Source organism: Stenotrophomonas sp. CFBP8980 (assembly GCF_034046095.1).
GTDB lineage: Bacteria > Pseudomonadota > Gammaproteobacteria > Xanthomonadales > Xanthomonadaceae > Stenotrophomonas > Stenotrophomonas lacuserhaii.
The window spans coordinates 1-19,760 of sequence record NZ_JAXCXF010000011.1 but is presented as its reverse complement, the minus strand read 5'-3'; the positions used below and the strand labels follow the sequence as shown (position 1 = coordinate 19,760).

Here is a 19,760-nt window from a genome sequence, read left to right as displayed (position 1 = left end):
GGACGAGGTCGAGGAATCCGCGCTATTCCACTGCGCAGTGCGCCTGCTGCGCAGTGAGTGGATACCCGATACCGGCTCTGGCCCGACAAGCACAAAGTCGACTGGCCACAAACAGACGGAGTATCCGCATGAAGATGTCCTGCAAAGAAACATTCCTGTCTCCCGCCATTGCCTGCGTGCTGGTGGCGATGTACAGCGCACCGGCCCATGCCGGCGACGTAGATCTTTCCGGCCTGGTGCAGTCGGACACCCATCAGCAGTTCATCGTCCACCTGCGTGAAGGGAGCGCGCTGGGCGAGGATGAAGGCGCGATGCAGGCGGCACTGGTCCGTGCCGGATCCGGTCTGCGCATGGCAACCGGCGGCATGCAGGTGCTGCGCCAGATGGCCACCGGGCCGATGGTGGTGCGCGCGGGAAAATCGCTGGACCGCGCGCAGGCCGGTGCCTGGATGGCGGCCATGGCGAGTGACCCAGACGTGGAACACGTGCAGGTGGACCGCATCCTGACGCCGGCGCTGGACCCCAACGATCCGCGCTTGAACGAACAGTGGGGCTTCTCCAACAGTGCCGCATCACTCAACGTGCGGTCGGCGTGGGACAAGGCCACCGGCGCCGGGCAGGTGGTGGCGATCATCGACACCGGCCGCACCCGCCATCCGGAACTGGACGCCAATACGCTGCCGGGTTACGACTTCATCAGCAACGGCAGCATGGCCGGCGACGGCAATGGTCGGGATGACAACCCGGATGACGTCGGCGACAGCCAGTGGGGCCGACCCTCCAGCTGGCATGGCACCCACGTGGCCGGTACCGTTGCCGCGGCCACGAATAATGGGCAGGGGGTCGCCGGAACGGCCTTCAACGCCAAACTGGTGCATGTCCGCGTCCTCGGCAAGGGCGGCGGTTACACCTCGGACATCGCCGACGGCATGGTGTGGGCCGCGGGTGGCACCGTCAGGGGCATTCCGCGCAATGCAAATCCCGCCAAAGTGCTGAACCTGTCGCTGGGCGGCCAGGGAGCCTGCGATCGCGCATCACAGGCCGCCGTGGACGGCGCGATCCAGAACGGTGCAACGGTGGTTGTTGCAGCGGGAAACAGCAACGCGGATGTGTCGCGATTCAATCCGGCCAACTGCCGTGGGGTGGTGGCGGTGGCGGCCACGACCTCACGCGGTGCGCGTGCGGGTTTTTCCAACTATGGCAGGGGAATCACCCTGGCGGCGCCGGGTGAGAACATCCTTTCCACCTTGAACAGTGGACGCACCTCGCCGGGTGCGCCTGCCTATGCCGCCTACAACGGCACCTCGATGGCGGCCCCGCACGTCGCCGGCGTAGTGGCGCTGATGCAGTCGGCCGCTGACGGCAAGCTGACCCCTGGGCAGGTGGTCGACATCCTCAAGACCACAGCGCGACCGCTGCCGGGGGACTGCCGTCAAGGCTGTGGTGCCGGTATCGCCAACGCGGATGGCGCCGTAGACAAGGCGATGGAAGTCGCAGGCCAGTAACGCATTGCCCGCATTGCAGGCAATGCCCGGGGGGGCGGACTGAGTTCGTCCCCCAGTTGGGAAAAGGAATCGTCAGGCCGCTTCGAAACGGTTCTCGGCCACGTTCTTGCGGACGCTCTGCGGATCCCAGATGCGCCCGTTCATCGCGATGTACACGCCGGCGGCCAGCGACTGCACCGCGCCGATGGCGCAGCCGATGTTGAACTCGGCATCGGAACCGCGGAAGCGCGCCGGACTCAACGCGCCGGTCATCACGATGGTCTTGTCCGGGATGGTGGCCAGCACCTTGCCGGTGGCCACCATCGAATCGGTGCCGTGGGTGACCAGCACGTGGCGGGTAGGCTGCGCGGCGATGGTGGCGCGGATCAGTTCGCGGTCGTCATCGCTGATATGCAGCGAATCCTTGCGCAGGATCGGGATGACGTTGAAGCGGAAAGTCACGCCCAGCTCGCGCAGGATCATGCCGATCTGCGGATCGCCGATCTGGTAATCCGATTTGTCGTCGAAGTAGATCTTGTCGATCGTGCCACCGGTGGTGACGATCAGGAGGTCTTCCATCATGGGCATGTCTTCGGAGCCTGGAACGGCGCTGCAGGAACAGGAACGCAGATGATACCGGCCCCCGGTGGGGGCCGTCAGCGTTGCTTTCGGCTGAAACGGGCACGCAGGCCGGGCAGGCTGCCGGCGAAGATCACCAGCAGCGACAGGCAGATCGCCAGCCACGCCAGCGCGCGCGTTTCGGCATGGCTCCAGGCGCTCATCACGCCATGGCTGAACCAGCCCAGCGCCAGCACGCTGGCCCAGAAGCCGGCCTTGCGCCAGCCCATCCGCAGCGCGATCGCCAGCACCAGCGGCGGGGCGGTGAACACCAGCTGGGTCGCCAGCCAGTGGCGGTCGTTGATGAACCAGCCGGCGTACAGCGCCGCCAGGCCCATCAGGGCGAGCAGCAGCACGGTGCGCGCGGTGGTGGCCATCAGGCCAGCCGCCGTGCGATATCGGCGACCCGTCGGCCAAGCGCGCGGGCCAGGCTGGCTTCGTCCTCGCTGGGCTGCGGGTCATCATTGGCGCCTGCCACGTGGCTGGCACCGTAGGGCGTGCCGCCGCTGGTGGTGTGGCTCAACGCTGCTTCAGTGAACGGAATGCCGACGATCAGGCAACCGTGATGGAGCAACGGCAGCTGCATGGACAGCAGGGTGGATTCCTGGCCCCCATGCATCGAGGCGGTGGAGGTGAACACGGCCGCCGGCTTTCCGGCCAGCGTGCCATTGACCCACTCCGCGCCCAGGCCATCCAGGAAGTGCTTCATCGGGGCGGCCATGTTGCCGAACCGGGTGGGACTGCCGAGCAGCAACCCATCGCACGCGGCGAGGTCTTCGACGCTGACATACGGCGCGCCTTCATCGGGTACCGGTGGACGCGCGGTCTGGGTCACGGCGGCCACGGCGGGCACGCTGCGCACGCGCGCGGCCATGCCCGGAACCTCGCCGATGCCCCGCGCGATCTGCCGCGCCAGCCGTGCCACCGAACCGCCTCGGCTGTAGTAGAGCACCAGGATCTCGCCCATCTTCGACCCGCTTTCTCGTTCAGGAGACGCCAGTATGGCTATCCTGCGGCCATCCTGCATCGGGTACCCTTGCGCCGATGGAACCGTTGAACACGATCAATCTATGGATGGAGCGCGCGCGCGACCGTCCGCGCGCGGCCAGCTTCGGCCGTTTCCTGTGGCGGCGCTTCCTGGATGACCGCCTGTTCCAGGCCGCTGCCGCGCTGGCCTACACCACCGTGTTCGCCCTGGTCCCGCTGGCCATCGTGGTGTTCGGTGTGCTGTCCGCCTTCCCGGTGTTCGATCGCTGGAGCGACCAGCTCAGCGACTACGTGTTCTCCAACTTCGTGCCCAGCGCGGCGCGTGCGGCAGAAGGCTACCTGCGGCAGTTCAGCGCCAGCGCCGGCCAGCTCACCGCCGCCGGCTTCATCGCGCTGGTGATCTCGCTGCTGATCACGCTCAACAGCGTGGAAGAAACCTTCAACCAGATCTGGCGGGTGGGATCGTCGCGGCCCAAGCTGACCCGCTTCCTGGTTTACTGGACCGTGCTGACCCTCGGTGCGATGTTGGCGGCGGCCTCGCTGGCAGTCTCGGCGCGGGTCTTCGCGCTGCCGCTGTTCGGCACCCAGGAAGGACGGTGGCTGGCCGATTTCTCGCTGCGGCTGGCCCCGGTGCTGATCGAGTTCGTGTGCATCACGCTGGTGTACCGCGTGGTGCCGCACCACACGGTCAAATGGAAGCACGCGGTGCCCGGTGCGATCCTGGCGGCGATCCTGCTGGAACTGGTGAAGTGGGGCATCGGTGCCTACCTGGGCAGCTTCCAGTCCTACCAGAAGCTGTACGGCACCGTCGCCTTCGTGCCGATCCTGCTGCTGTGGATCTACCTGTGCTGGGTGGCGGTGTTGCTGGGCGCTTCGCTGGCCTCTTCGATGGCCGCCTTCCGCTACCAGCCGGCGGAACTGCGCCTGCCGCAGGGGTATGAGTTCTACGCGCTGCTGCGCCTGCTCGGCCGCTTCCAGCAGGCGCGCGCGATGGGCAGGGGCCTGGAGGACGACGAAATCCTGCAGCACGAGCCGATGATGACCGACTCGCTGCTACAGCAGTTGCTGTGCGACATGGAGCGGATCGCACTGCTGCGCCGCGCCGAGAACGGTGAGTGGATGCTGGCGCGTGACCTGGAGCAGTTGACCCTGGCCGACCTGTACGAGTCCACCCAGCTGCGCATCCCGGTGGCCGAAGCGCACCTGCCCTATCGCCAGGACAGCCTGGGCCAGGCCGCGCTGGCGGCGCTGGACGAACTGCGCCTGCCACTGCGTGAGAAACTCAAGCGTCGCGTCAGCGACATCTATCCCCCCGGAGATACGCCCCGATGAGATGCACGTTGTTGGTCGTCACCCTGTCCGTTCTCTTGGCCGCCTGCAAGCCGGCCGCCGAACCTGCGGCCACCGCACCGGCCGCCGCGCCGCCTGCTGCCGACGCAGCCACGCCAGCGCCTGCCGCCGACCCGGATGCGGCGCTGGGCGCAGCCGATGGTGCAGCGTCTGCAGAGCGGGTCACGGCCGAGTTCCCGACCCTGAAGGTCAAGACCGTGGACGGCGCCGACTATGACCTGGCGGCGCACCGCGGCAAGTGGGTGGTGGTGAACTTCTGGGCCACCTGGTGCGCTCCCTGCCGCAAGGAGATGCCCGAGTTGTCCGCACTGCATGCGATGCGCAGCGAGATCGAAGTGGTCGGGCTGGCGTACGAGGAAATCGAACCGGCGGACATGCAGGCCTTCCTGAAGGAACGGCCGGTGACCTATCCGATCGCCATCGTGGACCCGTACGATCCGCCGGCCGACTTCGCCACTCCGCGCGGCCTGCCGCTGACCCACCTGGTGAATCCGCAGGGCAAGGTGGTGCATTCGTTCGTGGGTCCGGTCACCGCGGCGGACATCGAAGCGCGCATCGCCGGCAGCAGATCCTGATGCCAGGGTGAGGTTCCTTTTGCAGCGCAAAAGGAACCTCACCCCGAAGCACTGTCAGACCACGTCCGGGATCGGCTCCAGCAGCCCGTAGTGCTCGCGGTGCAGCTTGCCTTTCAGCTTCGGCAGCTCTGGCAGCGCCTCCTCGACATGGGTATCGGGCAGGCGGTCCAGCAGGTCGCGGACCAGGGTCAGCCTACCCGTGCGCTGGTCGTTGAAATCCACCAGCGTCCACGGCGCATGGGTACGGTGGGTCGCCTGCAGCATGGCCTCGCGGGCCTGGGTGTAAGCCTCGTACTTGTCGCGCGACTGCAGGTCCACTGGTGACAGCTTCCAGCCCTTCAGCGGGTCGGTGTGGCGCTCGGCGAAACGTTCCTCCTGCTGCGCCTGGTCCACCGCCAGCCAGTACTTGAACAGCAGGATGCCATCGTCCACCAGCAGGTGTTCGAACACCGGCGCCTGCTGCAGGAACTGCCGGTACTGCGCATCGCTGCAGTAACCCATCACCCGTTCCACGCCGGCGCGGTTGTACCAGCTGCGGTCCATCAGCACGATCTCACCGGCGGCGGGCAGATGGCTGGCATAGCGTTGGAAGTACCACTGCGTGGCTTCGCGGTCGGTCGGTTTGGGCAGTGCGACCACCCGGCACTGGCGGGGATTGAGGTGCTGGCTGATGGCCTGGATGGCGCCGCCCTTGCCTGCGGTGTCGCGTCCTTCGAACAGCACCAGCACGCGCTGGCCGGTGAGCTGCACCCATCGCGCCATGGTGGCCAGTTCCAACTGCATCGGTTCCAGCAGAGCCTCGTAGGCCTTGCGCTTGAGCTTTGCCATCGAAGGCTCCCGTCGGGTGGAAGCCCCAGTGTGCCGCGTGCGCGGTTCAGGCGGTGTGCGTGCCCTGCCAGCCCCGTTCGCTGGCCAGCTGTTGCAGCATCCGGGACAGGTCCGCAGCGAAGCCGGCCATGTCGAACAGGCCACTGCCGGCACGTGCCTGGGCCAACTGCGTGCGCAGCTGCGCCAGCGCGGCAGGGTCATTGCCCAACGCCGTGGCACGGGCGATGAAGGTGGCATCGTCGGCCACGTTCATCGCATGCAGGCCGAGGTGGTGGTTCAAGCTGCCGGCCACGCGCGCGGCGAAGGTAGCGCCGGGGCAGGTCAGCATCGGGCAGCCGGCCCACAGCGCATCCGAGGCGGTGGTGTGCGCGTTGTACGGATGGGTATCCAGGAACAGGTCGGCCAGCGCGTAGCGGGCGAGGTACTGCGCATGTGGCAGCTTGGCCATGAACACCAGCCGCGCCGGATCCACGCCTGCCGCGCGCGCTGCATCACGCAGGCGGGCATCGGCGCGGCCCGGTCCGGACAGCAGCCACAGCACGCTGCCGGGTACGCCCTGCAGTACCTGGAAGGCCCGCGCCATGCTGCGCGGATTCAATTTGTAGCTGTTGTTGAAACAGCAGAACACCACGCCCTTTTCCGGCAGCCCGCATGCCGCGCGCGACGGGGCGGGCTGCAGCGCGCGGGTGTTGTCCGAGGGCTGGAAGGCACGCGGCAGGCGCACGACGCGCTCACTGAAGTGCGCCTCCAGCGCGGCCGGCAGCACGAAGTCGTCGGCCAGCACCACGTCCATCCACGGTGCACCGGAGGTGCCCGGATACGCGAGCCAGTTGACCTGCACCGGGGCCGGGCGCAGGGCAAGCACTTCCGGAACGCCGCCACCGCCCCAGCCGCGCAGGTCGAACAGCACGTCGATGCCTTCGGCACGGATCCGTGCGGCCACGTCGGCATGCCGCAGGCCGGCCACGTCGTGCAGGCGGGTGGCCGCGCACAGACGCTGGCGGATCGGGCTGCCATCGTCGCCGTTGAGCGCGAACAGATGGATGTCCAGCGCCGTATCCTGCCGCAGGTGTTCGAACACCGCCACGGTCAGCAGGCCGGTGGGGTGCGCGCCGAAGCCGTTGGACAGCAGGCCGATGCGCAGCGGGCCGCGTTGCCGCACTGCGGCCGGCGGCAGCGGGCGCACGCCGCTGAACTGCGCCGCGCGCAGCCGCGCACAGGCCAGCTGTTCGGCAGCGCTGGCGTCTTCGCTGAGGAAGGCGAACGGCTCTACCGCGCCCTGATCGCGCGAAACGGCATCGCGGACCTGCCGTGACAGCGCATCAACGTCCTGCCAGTCGCACAGGCGCCGCTGCCAGGCCAGCCGCTGGGCGGCGATGTAGGGCTCATCGGGCAGCAGCGCGTGGGCACGTCGGTAGGCATCGGCCGCGCCCTCGGCATCGCCGGCATCTTCCAGTGCGTGGCCGAGCCACAACGCAATGCCGGGGTGCTGCGGTGCACTGGCCGCGGCCTCGCCGAGCAGCTGCGCGGCATCGCCGTGCGCGCCGGCCATCCACGCCACCCGGCCCAGCCGGGCCAGCGCTTCGGGATGCCCTGGGCGAAGCTGCAGGGCACGCCGCGCGGCCTGTTCGCCCGCTGCCAGGTCACCGGCTTCCAGTTCGGCATCGGCCAGCATCACCCAGGCGATGAAATCCGCCGGCTGGCGGCGAACCGCCTGCTGCAACTGCTGGCGCGGGCTGGTGGGCTGCATCGATCAGGCCGAAGCGGCCAGCTGGGCCAGTGCGTCGGCCTGGTGTTCCTGAGAAAGCCGCTGCAGCAGCGCGTCCATGTCGCCGGCCATCACGTTGGGCAGGTCATACAGGGTCAACCCTTCCACGCGGTGGTCGGTTATGCGGCCCTGCGGGAAGCTGTAGGTGCGGATGCGCTGGCTGCGGTCGCCGCTGCCAACCTGCAGGCGCCGCGATGCCGCCTGCGCTGCGTCCTGGCGCGAACGCTCGGCATCCAGCAGCTGCGCCTTCAGGCGCTTCATCGCCTTGTCGCGGTTGGCGTGCTGGCTGCGTTCGGTCTGGCATTCCACCACCACGCCGGTCGGGACATGGGTGATGCGGATGGCCGATTCGGTCTTGTTGACGTGCTGGCCACCGGCGCCGGAGGAACGGAACGTATCCACCCGCAGGTCGGCCGGATTGATCTGCACCTCGTCGATTTCATCGGCTTCGGGGATGATCGCCACCGTCGCCGCCGAGGTATGGATGCGGCCCTGCGATTCGGTGGCGGGCACCCGCTGCACGCGATGCGTGCCGGATTCGAATTTCAGCCGCGAGAACGCGCCGCGCCCGACCACCCGGGCCACCACTTCCTTGTAGCCGCCGTGCTCGCCCGGGCTGTCCGATTCGATCTCGACTTTCCAGCCCTGGCGCTCGGCGTAGCGTGCGTACATGCGGAACAGATCACCGGCGAAGATCGCCGCTTCGTCGCCGCCGGTGCCGGCGCGCACTTCCAGGAACAGGTTGCCTTCGTCGCGCGGGTCACGCGGCACCAGCAGCAGCGCCAGGTCCTGGTCCAGCTGCGCCAGGCGGGCCTGCGCGGCGTCCACTTCCTCTTCGGCCAGCTCACGCAGGTCCGGGTCGGCGCGCATCGCCTCGGCGGCGGCCAGGTCGTCCTTGGCGCGGCGCTCTTCGGCCAGCGCGGTGGCCACCGGTTCCAGCTGGGCGAACTCGCGCGAAAGATCGCGGAAGCGCTTGTTGTCGGCCACCACGCTGGGGTCGGAAAGCAGGCGTTCGAGTTCTTCGCGGCGCTCGGCCAGCGCTTCAAGCTTACGGCGCAGGGTCGGCGTCATCAGGTCTCACGGCAGGATGGTGGTATCCCGGCTGCGCCGGGAACAGGCGCTCGGCGGCGCGGGTCAGGTCGGCATCTCCGCTCAGCGCGGCGGCGCGCAGGGCAGCGGTGGGCGGGTGCAGCAAGCGGTTGGTCAGGCCATGGGCGAGCAGTTCCAGCACTTCATCGGCCGGCTTGCCGTTGGCCAGCTGTGCCCGCGCGCGCTCCAGCATTTCCGCGCGGGTGGTCTCGCCGAACGCGCGCAGTTGCCTGAGCGGGGCGTGGTGGGTGCCGGCCTGCTGGGTTTCCACGAAGCGCGCGACCTGCAGTTCAATGATCGCTTCGGCTTCGGCGGCGGCTTCGCGGCGGCTGCGGCGGTTGTCTTCCACCGCTCGCTCCAGGTCGTCCACCGTATACAGGAAGGCGTCGTCCAGGCTGGCCACGCTGGCTTCTATGTCGCGCGGCACGGCCAGGTCGAACAGCAGCATCGGCTTGTGCCGGCGGGTGCGCAGCGCGGTGGCGACGGCCTCGCGGTGGATCACCGGCTCGCGTGCGGCGGTGGCGGAAAACACGATGTCCGCTTCGGCAAGATGACGGTCCAGCTCGGCCAGCGGCAAGGCCACCCCGCCATGCCGGCTGGCCAGCTCCTGGGCGTGGGCCAGGGTACGGTTGGCGATCAGCAGGCGGCGCACCTTGCCATCGCTGAGGTGCCGCGCGGCCAGCTCGATGGTTTCCCCGGCGCCGACCAGCAACACGGTGGAATCGTCCAGCCGCGCAAAGGAGTTCTGCGCCAGCCGCACGGCGGCAGAAGCTACCGAGACCGGGTTGGCGCCGACCTGGGTATCGGTCCGCGCGCGCTTGGCCACCGAGAAGGTCTGCTGGAACAGCCGGTCCAGGCGCTGGCCGAGCAGGCCATGTTCGCGTGCCACCGACCAGGCGTCCTTCACCTGGCCCAGGATCTGCGGTTCACCCAGCACCATCGAATCCAGCCCGGTGGCGACGCGGAACAGGTGGCGCACCGCATCGGCGTCGGCGTGCTGGTACAGATAGCCCTGCAGGTCGCCGGCCTGGCCCTGCAGCCACTGGTTCAGGGCGGTCTCGGAGTCGGCCACCGCATACAGTTCGGTGCGGTTGCAGGTGGACAGCAGCACCGCCTCGGCGATCTGCGGGGTATTGCGCAACGAACCGAGCGCGCGCGGCAGCGCGTCACCGGCGAAGGCTGCGCGTTCGCGCAGGTCCACCGGTGCGGTCTGGTGATTCAGTCCGAGCACCCACAGGGTCATTGTTCAGTTGCTTGCGATAAGCTGCTGGCCATAGGCACACATTTTAAGGCCCCAATGCCGTCGATGCCCGCATTGATTCGCATCTCCAGTGTTCTGCTGCTCAGCCTGATGGCTGGCGACGCGCTGGCAGCCCCCTCCGTCGCCCGCGTGCTGGACCAGGCCGAACGCGGCCAGGAGCCGTCGCTGGAGCCCGCGCTGGTGGGCGAATTCGCTCTGCAGGCGGGCAAGCTGCCCGACTCGGCCGCGCAGTACCTGCTCGCCGCGCAGGCCAGTGACGGTGACGCCGGACTGGCCGAACGGGCCACCCGGATCGCCATGCTGGCCAATGATGACGCCCGTGCCGCGCAGGCGCTGGCGCTGTGGCAGCAGCGCGCACCGCGCTCGCTGTCGATGCGCAGCGCCGCTGCGGCGCTGGCCATGCGCCAGGGCAAGCCGGAGCGTGCGACCACTGAACTGAAGGCGTTGCTGGCCGCGCCCGGCGAGGAAGGCTGGCGCTTCACCCTGGCCGCGCTGGTCGGTGGCGGGCGCGATCCGGGGGTGCCGGCGCAGGTACTCGAAGCGCTGGTCCAGGCCGACGCGATTCCCAACCGGATCGAGGTCTGGCAGGAATTCGGCCGCTTGGCGATGCGCATGGACAAGCCCGAGCTGGCCCAGCGCATGGTCGACGAAGTGGTGCGCCGGTTCCCGCAGGATCCGCGCGTGGCCTTGCTGCGCGCCAGCCAGTTGCAGCAGACCGGGCGCAAGGCGGAGGCCGTGGTGGTGCTGCAGGCGCTGGAGCCGCAGACCCGCACCAGCGTCGACCTGCGTAATGCCGTGGCCATCGCCTACGACGGCATGAACGAGACAGTGGCCGCCGAGCGCGTACTGTCCAGAGGCCCGCAGGACACCCAGACCTACGGCATGCGCGCCTCGCTGCTGGCCAAGCAGGACGACGCCACCGCGCTGACCGCGCTGTACGCCGAGCTGTCGCGTGCGGCCAGCAAGCCGGATCCGGCGCAGCGCCTGCTGCTGGGCAAGATCGCCGAATACCTCAAGCGCTACCAGGAAGCGGTGGACTGGTACCACAGCGTGCCCGGCGGCGATGAGCTGAGCGAAGCACGCCTGCGCGCGGCCAATGCGCAGGGCCTGCTGGGCAACCAGGCCAAGGCACTGGAAGAAGTGCGTGCGGTGCAGTCCGATGCGGTGCTGGCCGAAGAAGCGCGCCGCGACGCCTATCTGCTGGAAGCCGAGCTGCGCCTGCGGGCCGGCGACGAGGCCGGCGAGCTGGACGCGTTGGCGCGCGGGCTGGCCGCCTATCCCGACGAGAACGCGCTGTTGTATGCGCGCGCCCTGGCCTGGGAGCGCCGCGATGACATTCCGCGCGCGGAGGCCGACCTGCGCAAGGTGCTGGTCACCGAACCGGAAAATGTCGCCGCATTGAATGCCTTGGGCTACACCCTGGCCGACCGCACCCACCGCTACCAGGAGGCGTTGGAGCTGATCGACCGCGCCCGCGTGGCTGAGCCGGACAACCCGGCCATCATCGACAGCCACGGTTGGGTGCTGTATCGGCTGGGCCGCAACGAGGAGGCGCTGGTGCAGCTGCGCCGCGCCTATGGGCTGGCAAAGGATGCCGAGATCGCCGTGCACCTGGGCGAAGTGCTGTGGGTGATGGGCCGCCAGGACGAGGCGCGGCGCTACTTCGACGAAGCCGCCAAGCTGGATCCCGACAACCGCGCGCTGCAACGCGTCCGTGAGACCTTCAAGCCATGATGCATTCGATGACCCGGCCGTTGCTGCTGGCAACGGTCGCCCTGGCGCTGGCCGCCTGTACCTCGGTCGGTTCGCAGAAAACGCCGGTGCCGGACGTGGCCTATAGCGTATCGCCGGCTGCCGAACGTGCCGAAGCAGCACGCGTGCAGGCGCTGCGGGCCCAGCCCGACTGGTCGTTCCAGGGCCGGGTGGCGGTCAGCAAGGGAAAGAACGGCGGCAGTGGCCGGATTGAATGGGATCAGCAGGGCAGTGCCTACCAGGTCCAGCTCAGTGCCCCGGTCACCCGGCAGAGCTGGCGCCTGCAAGGCGATGCCGTGCAGGGCAACGGTCGGCTGGAAGGGCTGGACGGTGGCCCGCGCGAGGGCGCCGATGCGCAGGCGGTCCTGCTCGAGGCGACCGGCTGGGACATCCCGGTCAACCAACTGCCCGACTGGACCCGTGGACTGGTGCTGGAAGGCAGCGGCGAAGCCGCCTTGCAGCGCGACGCCGAAGGACGGCCGCGCCAGCTGCGGCAGGCCGGATGGCAGGTGGATTACCTGGACTGGTACCCGGCGCAGGACGGCCGACAGTCGCTGCCGCGGCGCATCGAAGCCAGCAAGGGCGACGCCAAGGTGCGTCTGGTGGTCGACCAGTGGGGTACGGCCGGTCCATGAATCCGTCGCATGATGACGCCGATGGCTGGTCCTGGTGGCCCGCTCCGGCAAAGCTGAATCTGTTCCTCAACATCACCGGCCGTCGCGCCGATGGCTACCACCAGCTGCAGACCGTGTTCCGGCTGCTGGACTGGGGTGACCGGATCGGACTTCGCCTGCGCCAGGACGGGCAGGTGCGCCGCCAGGGGCCGTCGCTTCCCGGGGTGGCGGAGGTCGATGATCTGGCGGTAAGGGCTGCGATTGCGCTCAAAAATGCGGCGAACACCTGCCAAGGTGTCGATATCGTTGTCGAGAAGCACGTTCCAGCAGGCGGTGGTTTCGGCGGTGGATCATCCGATGCGGCGACCGTGCTGGTGGCACTGAACCATCTGTGGGGCACCGGGCTGGGCCCGGACGCGCTGGCCGCACTGGGCCTGCAGCTGGGTGCGGACGTGCCGGTTTTCGTCCGCGGGCACAACGCCTGGGCCGAGGGCGTAGGGGAGCAGCTGACCCCCATCGCGCTCCCAGCGGCCTGGTATGTGATCGCCGATCCGGGGGTCCACGTGCCCACTCCGGCCCTTTTTGCAGATCCGGATTTGACGCGCGACAGTCCAATGGCGAAAATAGAGGACTTCGTTTCCGGATACCTGTCCGGCAATGCGTTCGAACCGGTGCTGCGCCGCCGCGAGCCTGCCGTAGAGGCTGTGCTGGCTGCGTTGAGCAACATCGGCACGGCGCGGCTGACAGGGTCGGGAAGTGGGTGCTTCGTCGAGTTCCCTTCGCAGCAGGCTGCGCAGGCGGGCAGGGCGGGGTTGTCCAAGGAGTTGCGGGCGTGGGTGGTGGCAGGCGTCGGCCGGTCACCACTGCTGGATGCACTCGAGCGTAACTGATTCATTTGATGCAGGGGCGTCGCCAAGAGGCCCAAGGCACCAGGTTTTGATCCTGGCATTCGGAGGTTCGAATCCTCCCGCCCCTGCCACTTGCGGCTTGGTCCGCGCCAACCAGCGCAGCTGTCTGCGCGGGACGTGGAAATGCCGTGGTGCAATCAGCCGCAGGGGCCTTCGGGCGCCTGGGGTAACCCGATCTCCGCCACTCGCCCCCGCCCGAGACAATCATGATGCAAGATTCGCCCAACCTGCTGGTCTTTTCCGGCAACGCCAACAAACGCCTCGCACAGAACATCTGCAAGGAACTGGGCGTGCGTCCGGGCAAGGCGTTGGTGTCGCACTTCTCCGATGGGGAAGTGCAGGTCGAAATCGAAGAGAACGTCCGCAAGCAGGACGTCTTCGTGATCCAGCCGACCAGTGCGCCCAGCGCAGAGAATCTGATGGAACTGCTGGTGCTGATCGACGCGCTCAAGCGCGCATCGGTGGCCAGCGTCACCGCAGTAGTGCCGTACTTCGGCTACTCGCGCCAGGATCGCCGCATGCGGTCTTCGCGCGTGCCGATCACCGCCAAGCTGGCGGCGAAGATGTTCAGCACCGCCGGTGCCGATCGGGTATTGACCGTGGACCTGCATGCCGACCAGATCCAGGGCTTCTTCGACATCCCGGTGGATAACGTGTACGCCTCGCCGCTGCTGCTTGCCGATATCTGGCGCGCCTACGGCACCGAAAACCTGATCGTGGTGTCCCCGGACGTGGGTGGCGTGGTGCGCGCGCGCGCCGTGGCCAAGCGCCTGGACGATGCCGACCTGGCGATCATCGACAAGCGCCGTCCGCGCGCCAACGTCTCCACTGTGATGAACATCATCGGTGATGTCGAAGGCAAGACCTGCGTGATGGTCGATGACATCGTCGATACCGCCGGCACCCTGTGCGCCGCTGCTGCTGCCCTGAAGGCGCGCGGTGCGCTCAAGGTCGCGGCGTACTGCACCCATGCCGTGCTGTCCGGTCCGGCGGTGGACAACATCACCAATTCGCAGCTCGATGAGCTGGTGGTGACCGATACCATCCCGCTGAAGGACGCCGCGCGGGTCTGCAGCAAGATCCGCCAGCTCAGCGTGGCGGAGATGCTGGCCGAAACGATGCGCCGCATCGCCTTCGGTGAGTCGGTCAGCTCGTTGTACGTGGATTGATTTTTTTTCGTTCCGGCCGGTGACGGCAGGGACCTCCAAGGGCACTTCTGGTCGCGGAAGTGCCTTCATCCGCCCCGCCACACGGCAGGGCACCCAACAGGTAGTAGAAAATGTCCAAGACCCATGAAATCAAGGTCACCAAGCGTGAACTGCAGCGCAAGGGTGCGAGCCGCCGCCTGCGTCACGCTGGCGTGATCCCGGCGATCGTCTACGGCGGCAACGCCGAGCCGGTCGCCATCAGCCTTGACCACAATGAAATCTGGCTGGCCCAGTACAACGATTGGTTCTACTCGTCCATCCTGGACCTGAACCTCGATGGCAAGGTCGAGCGCGTGCTGCTGCGTGACATGCAGCGCCACCCGTTCAAGCAGCTGATCCTGCACCTGGATTTCCTGCGCGTGAACGAGAACGAAGTCCTGACCGCTTCGGTGCCGCTGCACTTCATCAACGAAGAAACCTCGCCGGCTGGCAAGGCTTCGGACATCGTGGTCACCCACGAAGTGAAGGAAGTGACCGTGTCCTGCCTGCCGAAGGACCTGCCGGAGTCGATCGAAGTCGACCTGGGCGCCCTGGAAGCCGGTGGCGTGATCCATCTGTCCGACCTCAAGCTGCCGAAGGGCGTTGAGCTGCCGGCGCTGGCGCTGGGCAAGGATCACGACGATGCCGTGGTCACCGCCAAGCACGGCAAGGAAGACGCTGCCGACGCTGCCGAAGACGCAGAAGCCGCAGAGTAATGCCGTTGCGGCGCCTGTCCCCCGGGACGGGCGCCGTACCTGCCGGCAGCGCTGGCAGGCCGTAACAGGAAGAGACAATGGCAGGATTGCGACTGATCGTCGGCCTGGGGAACCCAGGCGCCGAGCACGCCCGGACCCGGCACAACGCTGGGTTTCATTTTGTGGAGGCCCTGGCCGAAAAGGCGGGCGCACGCTGGAGCGTGGACAGCAAGCTGTTCGGCGAGACCGCCAAGGTCGATATCGCAGGCCAGCCGGTCTGGCTGCTGAAGCCGGCCACGTACATGAACCTCAGTGGCAAGTCGGTCACCGCCGCGCAGCGGTTCTGGAAGATCGAACCTGAAGAAACCCTGCTGGCACACGACGAACTGGACCTGCCGCCGGGTGCGGCGCGGTTGAAGTTCGATGGCGGCCACGGGGGGCAGAACGGCCTTCGCGATACCATCCGCCTGCTGGGGCACGGCAGGTTCCATCGCCTGCGCGTGGGCATCGGGCATCCGGGCCACAAGGACCGCGTGGTGCCGTGGGTGTTGGGACGTGCATCGAAGGATGACGACGTGCTGATCGCACGCGCCATCGACGATGCGATCGACGTGCTGCCGCTGGCGGTGCAGGGTGATTTCAGCGAGGCGATGAAGCGCCTGCACACCCCGAAATAACCCAGCGAAGACGGGCAGCGTCGAGCCATGCTCGGCGGTTGCACGATGAAAATGATTTGCAAAACGGCGCGTGCGCTTTTTCGCCAATCACTTTCACCCCAAAGGTTGTCGAACATGGGTATCAAATGCGGAATCGTCGGCCTGCCCAACGTGGGCAAGTCGACACTGTTCAACGCGCTGACCAAGGCGGGTATCGCTGCGGCCAACTTCCCGTTCTGCACCATCGAGCCGAACGTCGGCATCGTGCCGGTGCCGGATCCGCGGCTGAACGAGCTGGCGGCGATCATCAATCCGCAGAAGGTCATCCCGACGGCGGTCGAGTTCGTCGACATCGCCGGCCTGGTGGCCGGTGCGGCCAGCGGCGAAGGCCTGGGCAACAAGTTCCTGGCGCACATCCGCGAAGTGGATGCGATCACCCACGTGGTGCGTTGCTTCGAGAACGCCGACGTCATCCACGTCAACAACAAGGTTGATCCGCTGTCGGACATCGACACCATCGATACCGAGCTGGCGCTGGCTGACCTGGACAGCGTGGAGAAGGCACTGAACCGCGCCGAGCGTTCGGCCAAGGGCGGCGACAAGGAAGCGGCGGCACGCAAGCCGGTGCTGGCCAAGCTGCAGGCGGCGCTGGCCGACGGCAAGGCCGGTCGTGCGGCCGGCCTGGACGAAGAGGAAAAAGCGCTGGTGCGCGACCTGTTCCTGCTGACGCTGAAGCCGGTGATGTACATCGCCAACGTGCTGGAAGATGGCTTCGAGAACAATCCGCACCTGGATGCGGTGCGTGCGCGGGCGGCCGAAGAGGGTGCGAAAGTGGTGCCGGTCTCGGCGGCCATCGAAGAAGAGCTGTCGCAGCTGGATGACGAAGACCGTGACACCTTCCTGGCCGACCTGGGCCTGCAGGAGCCGGGCTTGAACCGCGTCATCAACGCGGCTTACCAGCTGCTGGGCCTGCAGACCTATTTCACTGCTGGTGTGAAGGAAGTCCGCGCCTGGACCGTGCGCAAGGGCGCCACCGCGCCGCAGGCCGCCGCGGTCATCCACACCGATTTCGAGAAGGGTTTCATCCGCGCCGAAACCATTGCCTACGACGACTTCATCAAGTTCAAGGGCGAAGCCGGTGCCAAGGAAGCCGGGCGCCTGCGCCTGGAAGGCAAGGAATATCGCGTGCAGGAAGGCGACGTGCTGCACTTCCGCTTCAACGTCTGATCCTGCAAGGGGCGATCGGAAGCCCCGTTGGCGGGTGAACGAGGGAGCCCCTCGTGGTGGGTCGCCAAGTGCGGGTTCGGTGGTTTGGGCCGGGCGGGAGGGGTTGGTGGGGGACGGCAGAAGCCGCTCCTGCGGGCCTCGTTTCGCGCCCTCCATGGCGCTCAACGCCCCCACCAACCCCTCCCGCCCGGCCCTGACAGTCCGCGCGCGCCGCCACGTAAGAAGAAAAAGCGGTAGCGCCGACCCATGGTCGGCGAGCGCAGCGGGCCGTTGGCGGGAACATTCCGCCGACCATGGGTCGGCGCTACCGCTTTTCTTTTTTTTTCTTACGTGGCGGGCCGCGCCCGGCCCCAGCCCGAGAACAAGCACTTCGCGACCCGCCAGGAGCGGCTCTGCCGTTCGCCGCTGCGATACATCGTTCGTTCTGCCTGGACAAATAATGACCAGCGTCCGAAACGCCTGCGGCGCATGGCTCAGCGTCAGTTGTCCACATCAAACCCCCACGGCTCTCCACGTTCGGTGTGGAGAACCGCATCGCGCGCTGGACAAATAATCGCCACCTTTCGAAACGCCTGCGGCGTGTGGCTCAGCGGTACTTGTCCACACCAAACCCCCATCGCTCTCCACGCCGGGTGTGGAGAACCCGGCGCCGGCATCGAACGGCACTTGCCAATGTCCGCGGCGCCGCGCAGCGTGTCGGCAACTGTGTGATGGGAGTTGCCGAATGAGTCTGCGCCTGGGAATGCTGTGCGTCCTGTTGTCGATCTCCGTTGCCGCCGCGGCCGCACCTGCACCTGAAGCGGCGCCGCTGCTGGTGATCCATGGCGGCGCCGGCGTGCAGCGCGCCGGGTTGTCCGCCGAAGAAGAGCGCGCCGCGCGCACGGCCCTGCGCAGTGCGTTGCTGCAGGGGCATGCCGAGTTGAAGGCCGGTCGCTCCGCGCTGGCGGCGGTGACCCGCGCCATCACCGTGCTGGAGGATGACCCGACCTTCAATGCGGGGCGCGGTGTGGTGTTCACCCACGACGGCCGCAACGAACTGGACGCTGCGCTGATGGATGGCGCGACGCGACGCGCGGGCGCGGTGGCCGGCGTGCAGCGGGTGCGCAACCCGATCCTGCTGGCGCAGGCGGTGATGGCGCACTCCGCGCACGTGATGATGGTGGGGCAGGGGGCCGAAACGTTCGCTGCCGAACAGGGCATCACCCTGGTCGATCCGTCCTACTTCCGCACTGAAAAGCGCTGGCAGCAGCTGCAGCGCGCCCTGCAGGAGGAGAACGCGGGGCAGGCACATGCCGAGCTGGAAACCGCCAGGCACTTCGGTACCGTCGGCGCGCTCGCGCTGGATGCCGAAGGGAAGCTCGCCGCGGGCACCTCGACGGGCGGCATGACCAACAAGCGCTACGGACGGGTAGGCGACTCGCCGGTCATCGGCGCGGGGACCTGGGCCGACGAGGGCTGTGCCGTCTCCGGCACCGGCTGGGGCGAGTACTACCTGCGCACCGCGGCCGCGCACGAGATCTGCGCACGCGTGCGGCTGGCGGGTGCGTCCGCCGGGCAGGCAGGGCGCGAGGTGATCAACGGGATGATCCCTGCGCTGGGCGGCGACGGCGGGGCGATCGTGCTCACTGCGAAGGGCGAGGTCGGGCTGCCGTTCAACACCGAGGGCATGTATCGGGGCTGGATCGGCGCGGACGGTGTACCGCATGTTGCGATCTTCGCCGACGAAATGCTGCAACTGCCCGGTCAATAACCTTGCGTATCAACGGGTTTGCGACAGCATGTGAAAAAAAAGAAAAAACGTGTTGACAGACCCTCGCCGGATCAGCAGAATTGCGGGCTCACCACCACACACCGCAACGCTTCGGCGCCACGGCATGGGGTGGTAAGGAGGGATACCCAAGCGGCCAACGGGGGCAGACTGTAAATCTGCTGGCTTACGCCTTCGGTGGTTCGAATCCACCTCCCTCCACCAGTTTCACGTAGTTTCACGTTGTGGCAATTCCCGGTGCGGGAGTAGTTCAATGGTAGAACTTCAGCCTTCCAAGCTGATTGTGCGGGTTCGATTCCCGTCTCCCGCTCCATTGAATGTTTAGAACTTTGAAGATATTTCAGTTCGTGCCATAATGCAAAACTCGCTCACGTAGCTCAGTCGGTAGAGCACTTCCTTGGTAAGGAAGAGGTCGAAGGTTCGATTCCTTTCGTGAGCACCATCTTCAGCACCACCCCAAGACGAATTCGAGATAAGCAGCCATGGCCAAGGGTAAGTTCGAGCGCACCAAGCCGCACGTCAACGTCGGCACCATCGGTCACGTCGACCACGGCAAGACCACGCTGACCGCCGCACTGACCAAGATCGGTGCCGAGCGCTTCGGTGGCGAGTTCAAGGATTACTCCGCGATCGACGCCGCGCCGGAAGAAAAGGCACGTGGCATCACGATCTCGACCGCACACGTCGAATACGAATCCACCGTTCGTCACTACGCCCACGTCGATTGCCCGGGCCATGCCGACTACGTCAAGAACATGATCACCGGTGCTGCGCAGATGGACGGCGCGATCCTGGTCTGTTCCGCTGCTGACGGCCCGATGCCGCAGACCCGCGAGCACATCCTGCTGTCGCGTCAGGTCGGCGTGCCGTACATCGTCGTGTTCCTGAACAAGGCCGACATGGTCGACGACGCCGAGCTGCTTGAGCTGGTCGAAATGGAAGTGCGCGAGCTGCTGAGCAAGTACGACTTCCCGGGCGACGACACCCCGATCA

Annotated in this window: 19 protein-coding genes and 4 tRNA genes; 16 read left to right on the top strand and 7 right to left on the bottom strand. The window is 67.2% G+C overall.

The features are described 5' to 3' along the window. Positions 1–128 precede the first annotated feature (128 nt). Positions 129–1,505 carry a S8 family peptidase gene (locus SOM47_RS17240; protein ID WP_042613070.1) on the top strand — a complete coding sequence of 459 codons (1,377 nt, stop codon included), beginning with the start codon at positions 129–131 and terminating at the stop codon, positions 1,503–1,505. A 72-nt stretch (positions 1,506–1,577) separates the two neighbouring features. Here SOM47_RS17240 and SOM47_RS17235 read toward each other — a convergent pair whose 3' ends face one another. The 3 genes from SOM47_RS17235 to wrbA all read right to left on the bottom strand — a co-directional run bounded on the left by SOM47_RS17235 (position 1,578) and on the right by wrbA (position 3,069). Continuing rightward, positions 1,578–2,063, bottom strand: a complete 486-nt coding sequence (locus tag SOM47_RS17235) for an asparaginase domain-containing protein (RefSeq protein ID WP_192084619.1) — start codon at positions 2,061–2,063, stop codon at positions 1,578–1,580. 77 nt (positions 2,064–2,140) lie between these two features. Further along, positions 2,141–2,479 (bottom strand): DUF2069 domain-containing protein, encoded by a 339-nt coding sequence (locus SOM47_RS17230; RefSeq protein WP_182657530.1) that lies wholly within the window; start codon positions 2,477–2,479, stop codon positions 2,141–2,143. Beyond that, a complete protein-coding gene (gene wrbA, locus SOM47_RS17225) occupies positions 2,479–3,069 on the bottom strand; it encodes an NAD(P)H:quinone oxidoreductase (protein ID WP_320506252.1) in 591 nt (196 codons plus the stop codon). The genes SOM47_RS17230 and wrbA overlap by 1 nt, the downstream gene beginning before the upstream one ends. A gap of 77 nt (positions 3,070–3,146) precedes the next feature. On the opposite strand from wrbA, the gene SOM47_RS17220 reads away from it, so the two are divergent. Further along, positions 3,147–4,421, top strand: coding sequence for a YihY family inner membrane protein (locus SOM47_RS17220; RefSeq protein ID WP_320506251.1), 1,275 nt, complete (start codon positions 3,147–3,149; stop codon positions 4,419–4,421). Further along, positions 4,418–5,014, top strand: a complete 597-nt coding sequence (locus tag SOM47_RS17215) for a TlpA family protein disulfide reductase (RefSeq protein ID WP_042613074.1) — start codon at positions 4,418–4,420, stop codon at positions 5,012–5,014. Before SOM47_RS17220 ends, SOM47_RS17215 begins: the two co-directional genes overlap by 4 nt. A gap of 54 nt (positions 5,015–5,068) precedes the next feature. Here the strand turns inward: SOM47_RS17215 and ppk2 are convergent, their stop codons facing one another. The 4 genes from ppk2 to hemA are packed head-to-tail and all read right to left on the bottom strand — an operon-like array spanning position 5,069 to position 9,942. Next, positions 5,069–5,842, bottom strand: coding sequence for a polyphosphate kinase 2 (ppk2, locus tag SOM47_RS17210; RefSeq protein ID WP_320506250.1), 774 nt, complete (start codon positions 5,840–5,842; stop codon positions 5,069–5,071). Between the two features lie 46 nt (positions 5,843–5,888). Next, entirely contained in the window at positions 5,889–7,592 is a 1,704-nt protein-coding gene (locus SOM47_RS17205; protein ID WP_320506249.1) for an O-linked N-acetylglucosamine transferase, SPINDLY family protein, read from the bottom strand. A 3-nt stretch (positions 7,593–7,595) separates the two neighbouring features. After that, a complete protein-coding gene (prfA, locus tag SOM47_RS17200) occupies positions 7,596–8,681 on the bottom strand; it encodes a peptide chain release factor 1 (protein ID WP_320506248.1) in 1,086 nt (361 codons plus the stop codon). Beyond that, a complete protein-coding gene (gene hemA / locus SOM47_RS17195; protein ID WP_320506247.1) occupies positions 8,659–9,942 on the bottom strand; it encodes a glutamyl-tRNA reductase in 1,284 nt (427 codons plus the stop codon). Before hemA ends, prfA begins: the two co-directional genes overlap by 23 nt. A gap of 63 nt (positions 9,943–10,005) precedes the next feature. Between hemA and SOM47_RS17190 the strand changes: the two genes are divergently transcribed. From SOM47_RS17190 to SOM47_RS17130, 13 genes are all read left to right on the top strand, one after another. After that, positions 10,006–11,694, top strand: a complete 1,689-nt coding sequence (locus SOM47_RS17190; RefSeq protein ID WP_200888440.1) for a tetratricopeptide repeat protein — start codon at positions 10,006–10,008, stop codon at positions 11,692–11,694. Further along, a complete protein-coding gene (gene lolB, locus SOM47_RS17185) occupies positions 11,694–12,347 on the top strand; it encodes a lipoprotein insertase outer membrane protein LolB (protein ID WP_200888441.1) in 654 nt (217 codons plus the stop codon). The genes SOM47_RS17190 and lolB overlap by 1 nt, the downstream gene beginning before the upstream one ends. Then, complete coding sequence (ispE, locus tag SOM47_RS17180; protein WP_042614862.1) at positions 12,344–13,216, top strand: 4-(cytidine 5'-diphospho)-2-C-methyl-D-erythritol kinase; 873 nt, start codon at positions 12,344–12,346, stop codon at positions 13,214–13,216. The genes lolB and ispE overlap by 4 nt, the downstream gene beginning before the upstream one ends. A gap of 12 nt (positions 13,217–13,228) precedes the next feature. Further along, a tRNA-Gln gene (locus SOM47_RS17175) sits at positions 13,229–13,305 on the top strand. Between the two features lie 138 nt (positions 13,306–13,443). Continuing rightward, entirely contained in the window at positions 13,444–14,403 is a 960-nt protein-coding gene (locus SOM47_RS17170; protein WP_042614861.1) for a ribose-phosphate diphosphokinase, read from the top strand. Between the two features lie 110 nt (positions 14,404–14,513). After that, positions 14,514–15,137, top strand: a complete 624-nt coding sequence (locus SOM47_RS17165) for a 50S ribosomal protein L25/general stress protein Ctc (RefSeq protein WP_042614860.1) — start codon at positions 14,514–14,516, stop codon at positions 15,135–15,137. 77 nt (positions 15,138–15,214) lie between these two features. Next, positions 15,215–15,793, top strand: coding sequence for an aminoacyl-tRNA hydrolase (gene pth, locus SOM47_RS17160; protein WP_042614859.1), 579 nt, complete (start codon positions 15,215–15,217; stop codon positions 15,791–15,793). 114 nt (positions 15,794–15,907) lie between these two features. Continuing rightward, positions 15,908–16,999 carry a redox-regulated ATPase YchF gene (ychF, locus tag SOM47_RS17155; RefSeq protein WP_042614858.1) on the top strand — a complete coding sequence of 364 codons (1,092 nt, stop codon included), beginning with the start codon at positions 15,908–15,910 and terminating at the stop codon, positions 16,997–16,999. Between the two features lie 724 nt (positions 17,000–17,723). Next, on the top strand, positions 17,724–18,749 hold the full coding sequence (locus SOM47_RS17150) for an isoaspartyl peptidase/L-asparaginase family protein (protein ID WP_320506246.1): 1,026 nt from the start codon (positions 17,724–17,726) through the stop codon (positions 18,747–18,749). A gap of 136 nt (positions 18,750–18,885) precedes the next feature. Continuing rightward, positions 18,886–18,971, top strand: a tRNA-Tyr gene (locus SOM47_RS17145). A gap of 35 nt (positions 18,972–19,006) precedes the next feature. Continuing rightward, positions 19,007–19,080: transfer RNA gene (locus SOM47_RS17140), tRNA-Gly, on the top strand. 53 nt (positions 19,081–19,133) lie between these two features. Beyond that, positions 19,134–19,209: transfer RNA gene (locus SOM47_RS17135), tRNA-Thr, on the top strand. A 40-nt stretch (positions 19,210–19,249) separates the two neighbouring features. Further along, positions 19,250–19,760, top strand: a 511-nt coding sequence (locus SOM47_RS17130) for a GTP-binding protein (RefSeq protein WP_320506245.1), incomplete at its 3' end; no start/stop codon positions are given.

What these genes read in the sequence shown, in the direction of transcription:
- SOM47_RS17240 (WP_042613070.1), top strand. Translation starts at nt 129, where the DNA reads ATGAAGATGTCCTGCAAAGAAACATTCCTGTCTCCCGCCATTGCCTGC.
- SOM47_RS17235 (WP_192084619.1), bottom strand. Translation starts at nt 2,063, where the DNA reads ATGGAAGACCTCCTGATCGTCACCACCGGTGGCACGATCGACAAGATC.
- SOM47_RS17230 (WP_182657530.1), bottom strand. Translation starts at nt 2,479, where the DNA reads ATGGCCACCACCGCGCGCACCGTGCTGCTGCTCGCCCTGATGGGCCTG.
- wrbA (WP_320506252.1), bottom strand. Translation starts at nt 3,069, where the DNA reads ATGGGCGAGATCCTGGTGCTCTACTACAGCCGAGGCGGTTCGGTGGCA.
- SOM47_RS17220 (WP_320506251.1), top strand. Translation starts at nt 3,147, where the DNA reads ATGGAACCGTTGAACACGATCAATCTATGGATGGAGCGCGCGCGCGAC.
- SOM47_RS17215 (WP_042613074.1), top strand. Translation starts at nt 4,418, where the DNA reads ATGAGATGCACGTTGTTGGTCGTCACCCTGTCCGTTCTCTTGGCCGCC.
- ppk2 (WP_320506250.1), bottom strand. Translation starts at nt 5,842, where the DNA reads ATGGCAAAGCTCAAGCGCAAGGCCTACGAGGCTCTGCTGGAACCGATG.
- SOM47_RS17205 (WP_320506249.1), bottom strand. Translation starts at nt 7,592, where the DNA reads ATGCAGCCCACCAGCCCGCGCCAGCAGTTGCAGCAGGCGGTTCGCCGC.
- prfA (WP_320506248.1), bottom strand. Translation starts at nt 8,681, where the DNA reads ATGACGCCGACCCTGCGCCGTAAGCTTGAAGCGCTGGCCGAGCGCCGC.
- hemA (WP_320506247.1), bottom strand. Translation starts at nt 9,942, where the DNA reads ATGACCCTGTGGGTGCTCGGACTGAATCACCAGACCGCACCGGTGGAC.
- SOM47_RS17190 (WP_200888440.1), top strand. Translation starts at nt 10,006, where the DNA reads ATGCCCGCATTGATTCGCATCTCCAGTGTTCTGCTGCTCAGCCTGATG.
- lolB (WP_200888441.1), top strand. Translation starts at nt 11,694, where the DNA reads ATGCATTCGATGACCCGGCCGTTGCTGCTGGCAACGGTCGCCCTGGCG.
- ispE (WP_042614862.1), top strand. Translation starts at nt 12,344, where the DNA reads ATGAATCCGTCGCATGATGACGCCGATGGCTGGTCCTGGTGGCCCGCT.
- SOM47_RS17170 (WP_042614861.1), top strand. Translation starts at nt 13,444, where the DNA reads ATGCAAGATTCGCCCAACCTGCTGGTCTTTTCCGGCAACGCCAACAAA.
- SOM47_RS17165 (WP_042614860.1), top strand. Translation starts at nt 14,514, where the DNA reads ATGTCCAAGACCCATGAAATCAAGGTCACCAAGCGTGAACTGCAGCGC.
- pth (WP_042614859.1), top strand. Translation starts at nt 15,215, where the DNA reads ATGGCAGGATTGCGACTGATCGTCGGCCTGGGGAACCCAGGCGCCGAG.
- ychF (WP_042614858.1), top strand. Translation starts at nt 15,908, where the DNA reads ATGGGTATCAAATGCGGAATCGTCGGCCTGCCCAACGTGGGCAAGTCG.
- SOM47_RS17150 (WP_320506246.1), top strand. Translation starts at nt 17,724, where the DNA reads ATGAGTCTGCGCCTGGGAATGCTGTGCGTCCTGTTGTCGATCTCCGTT.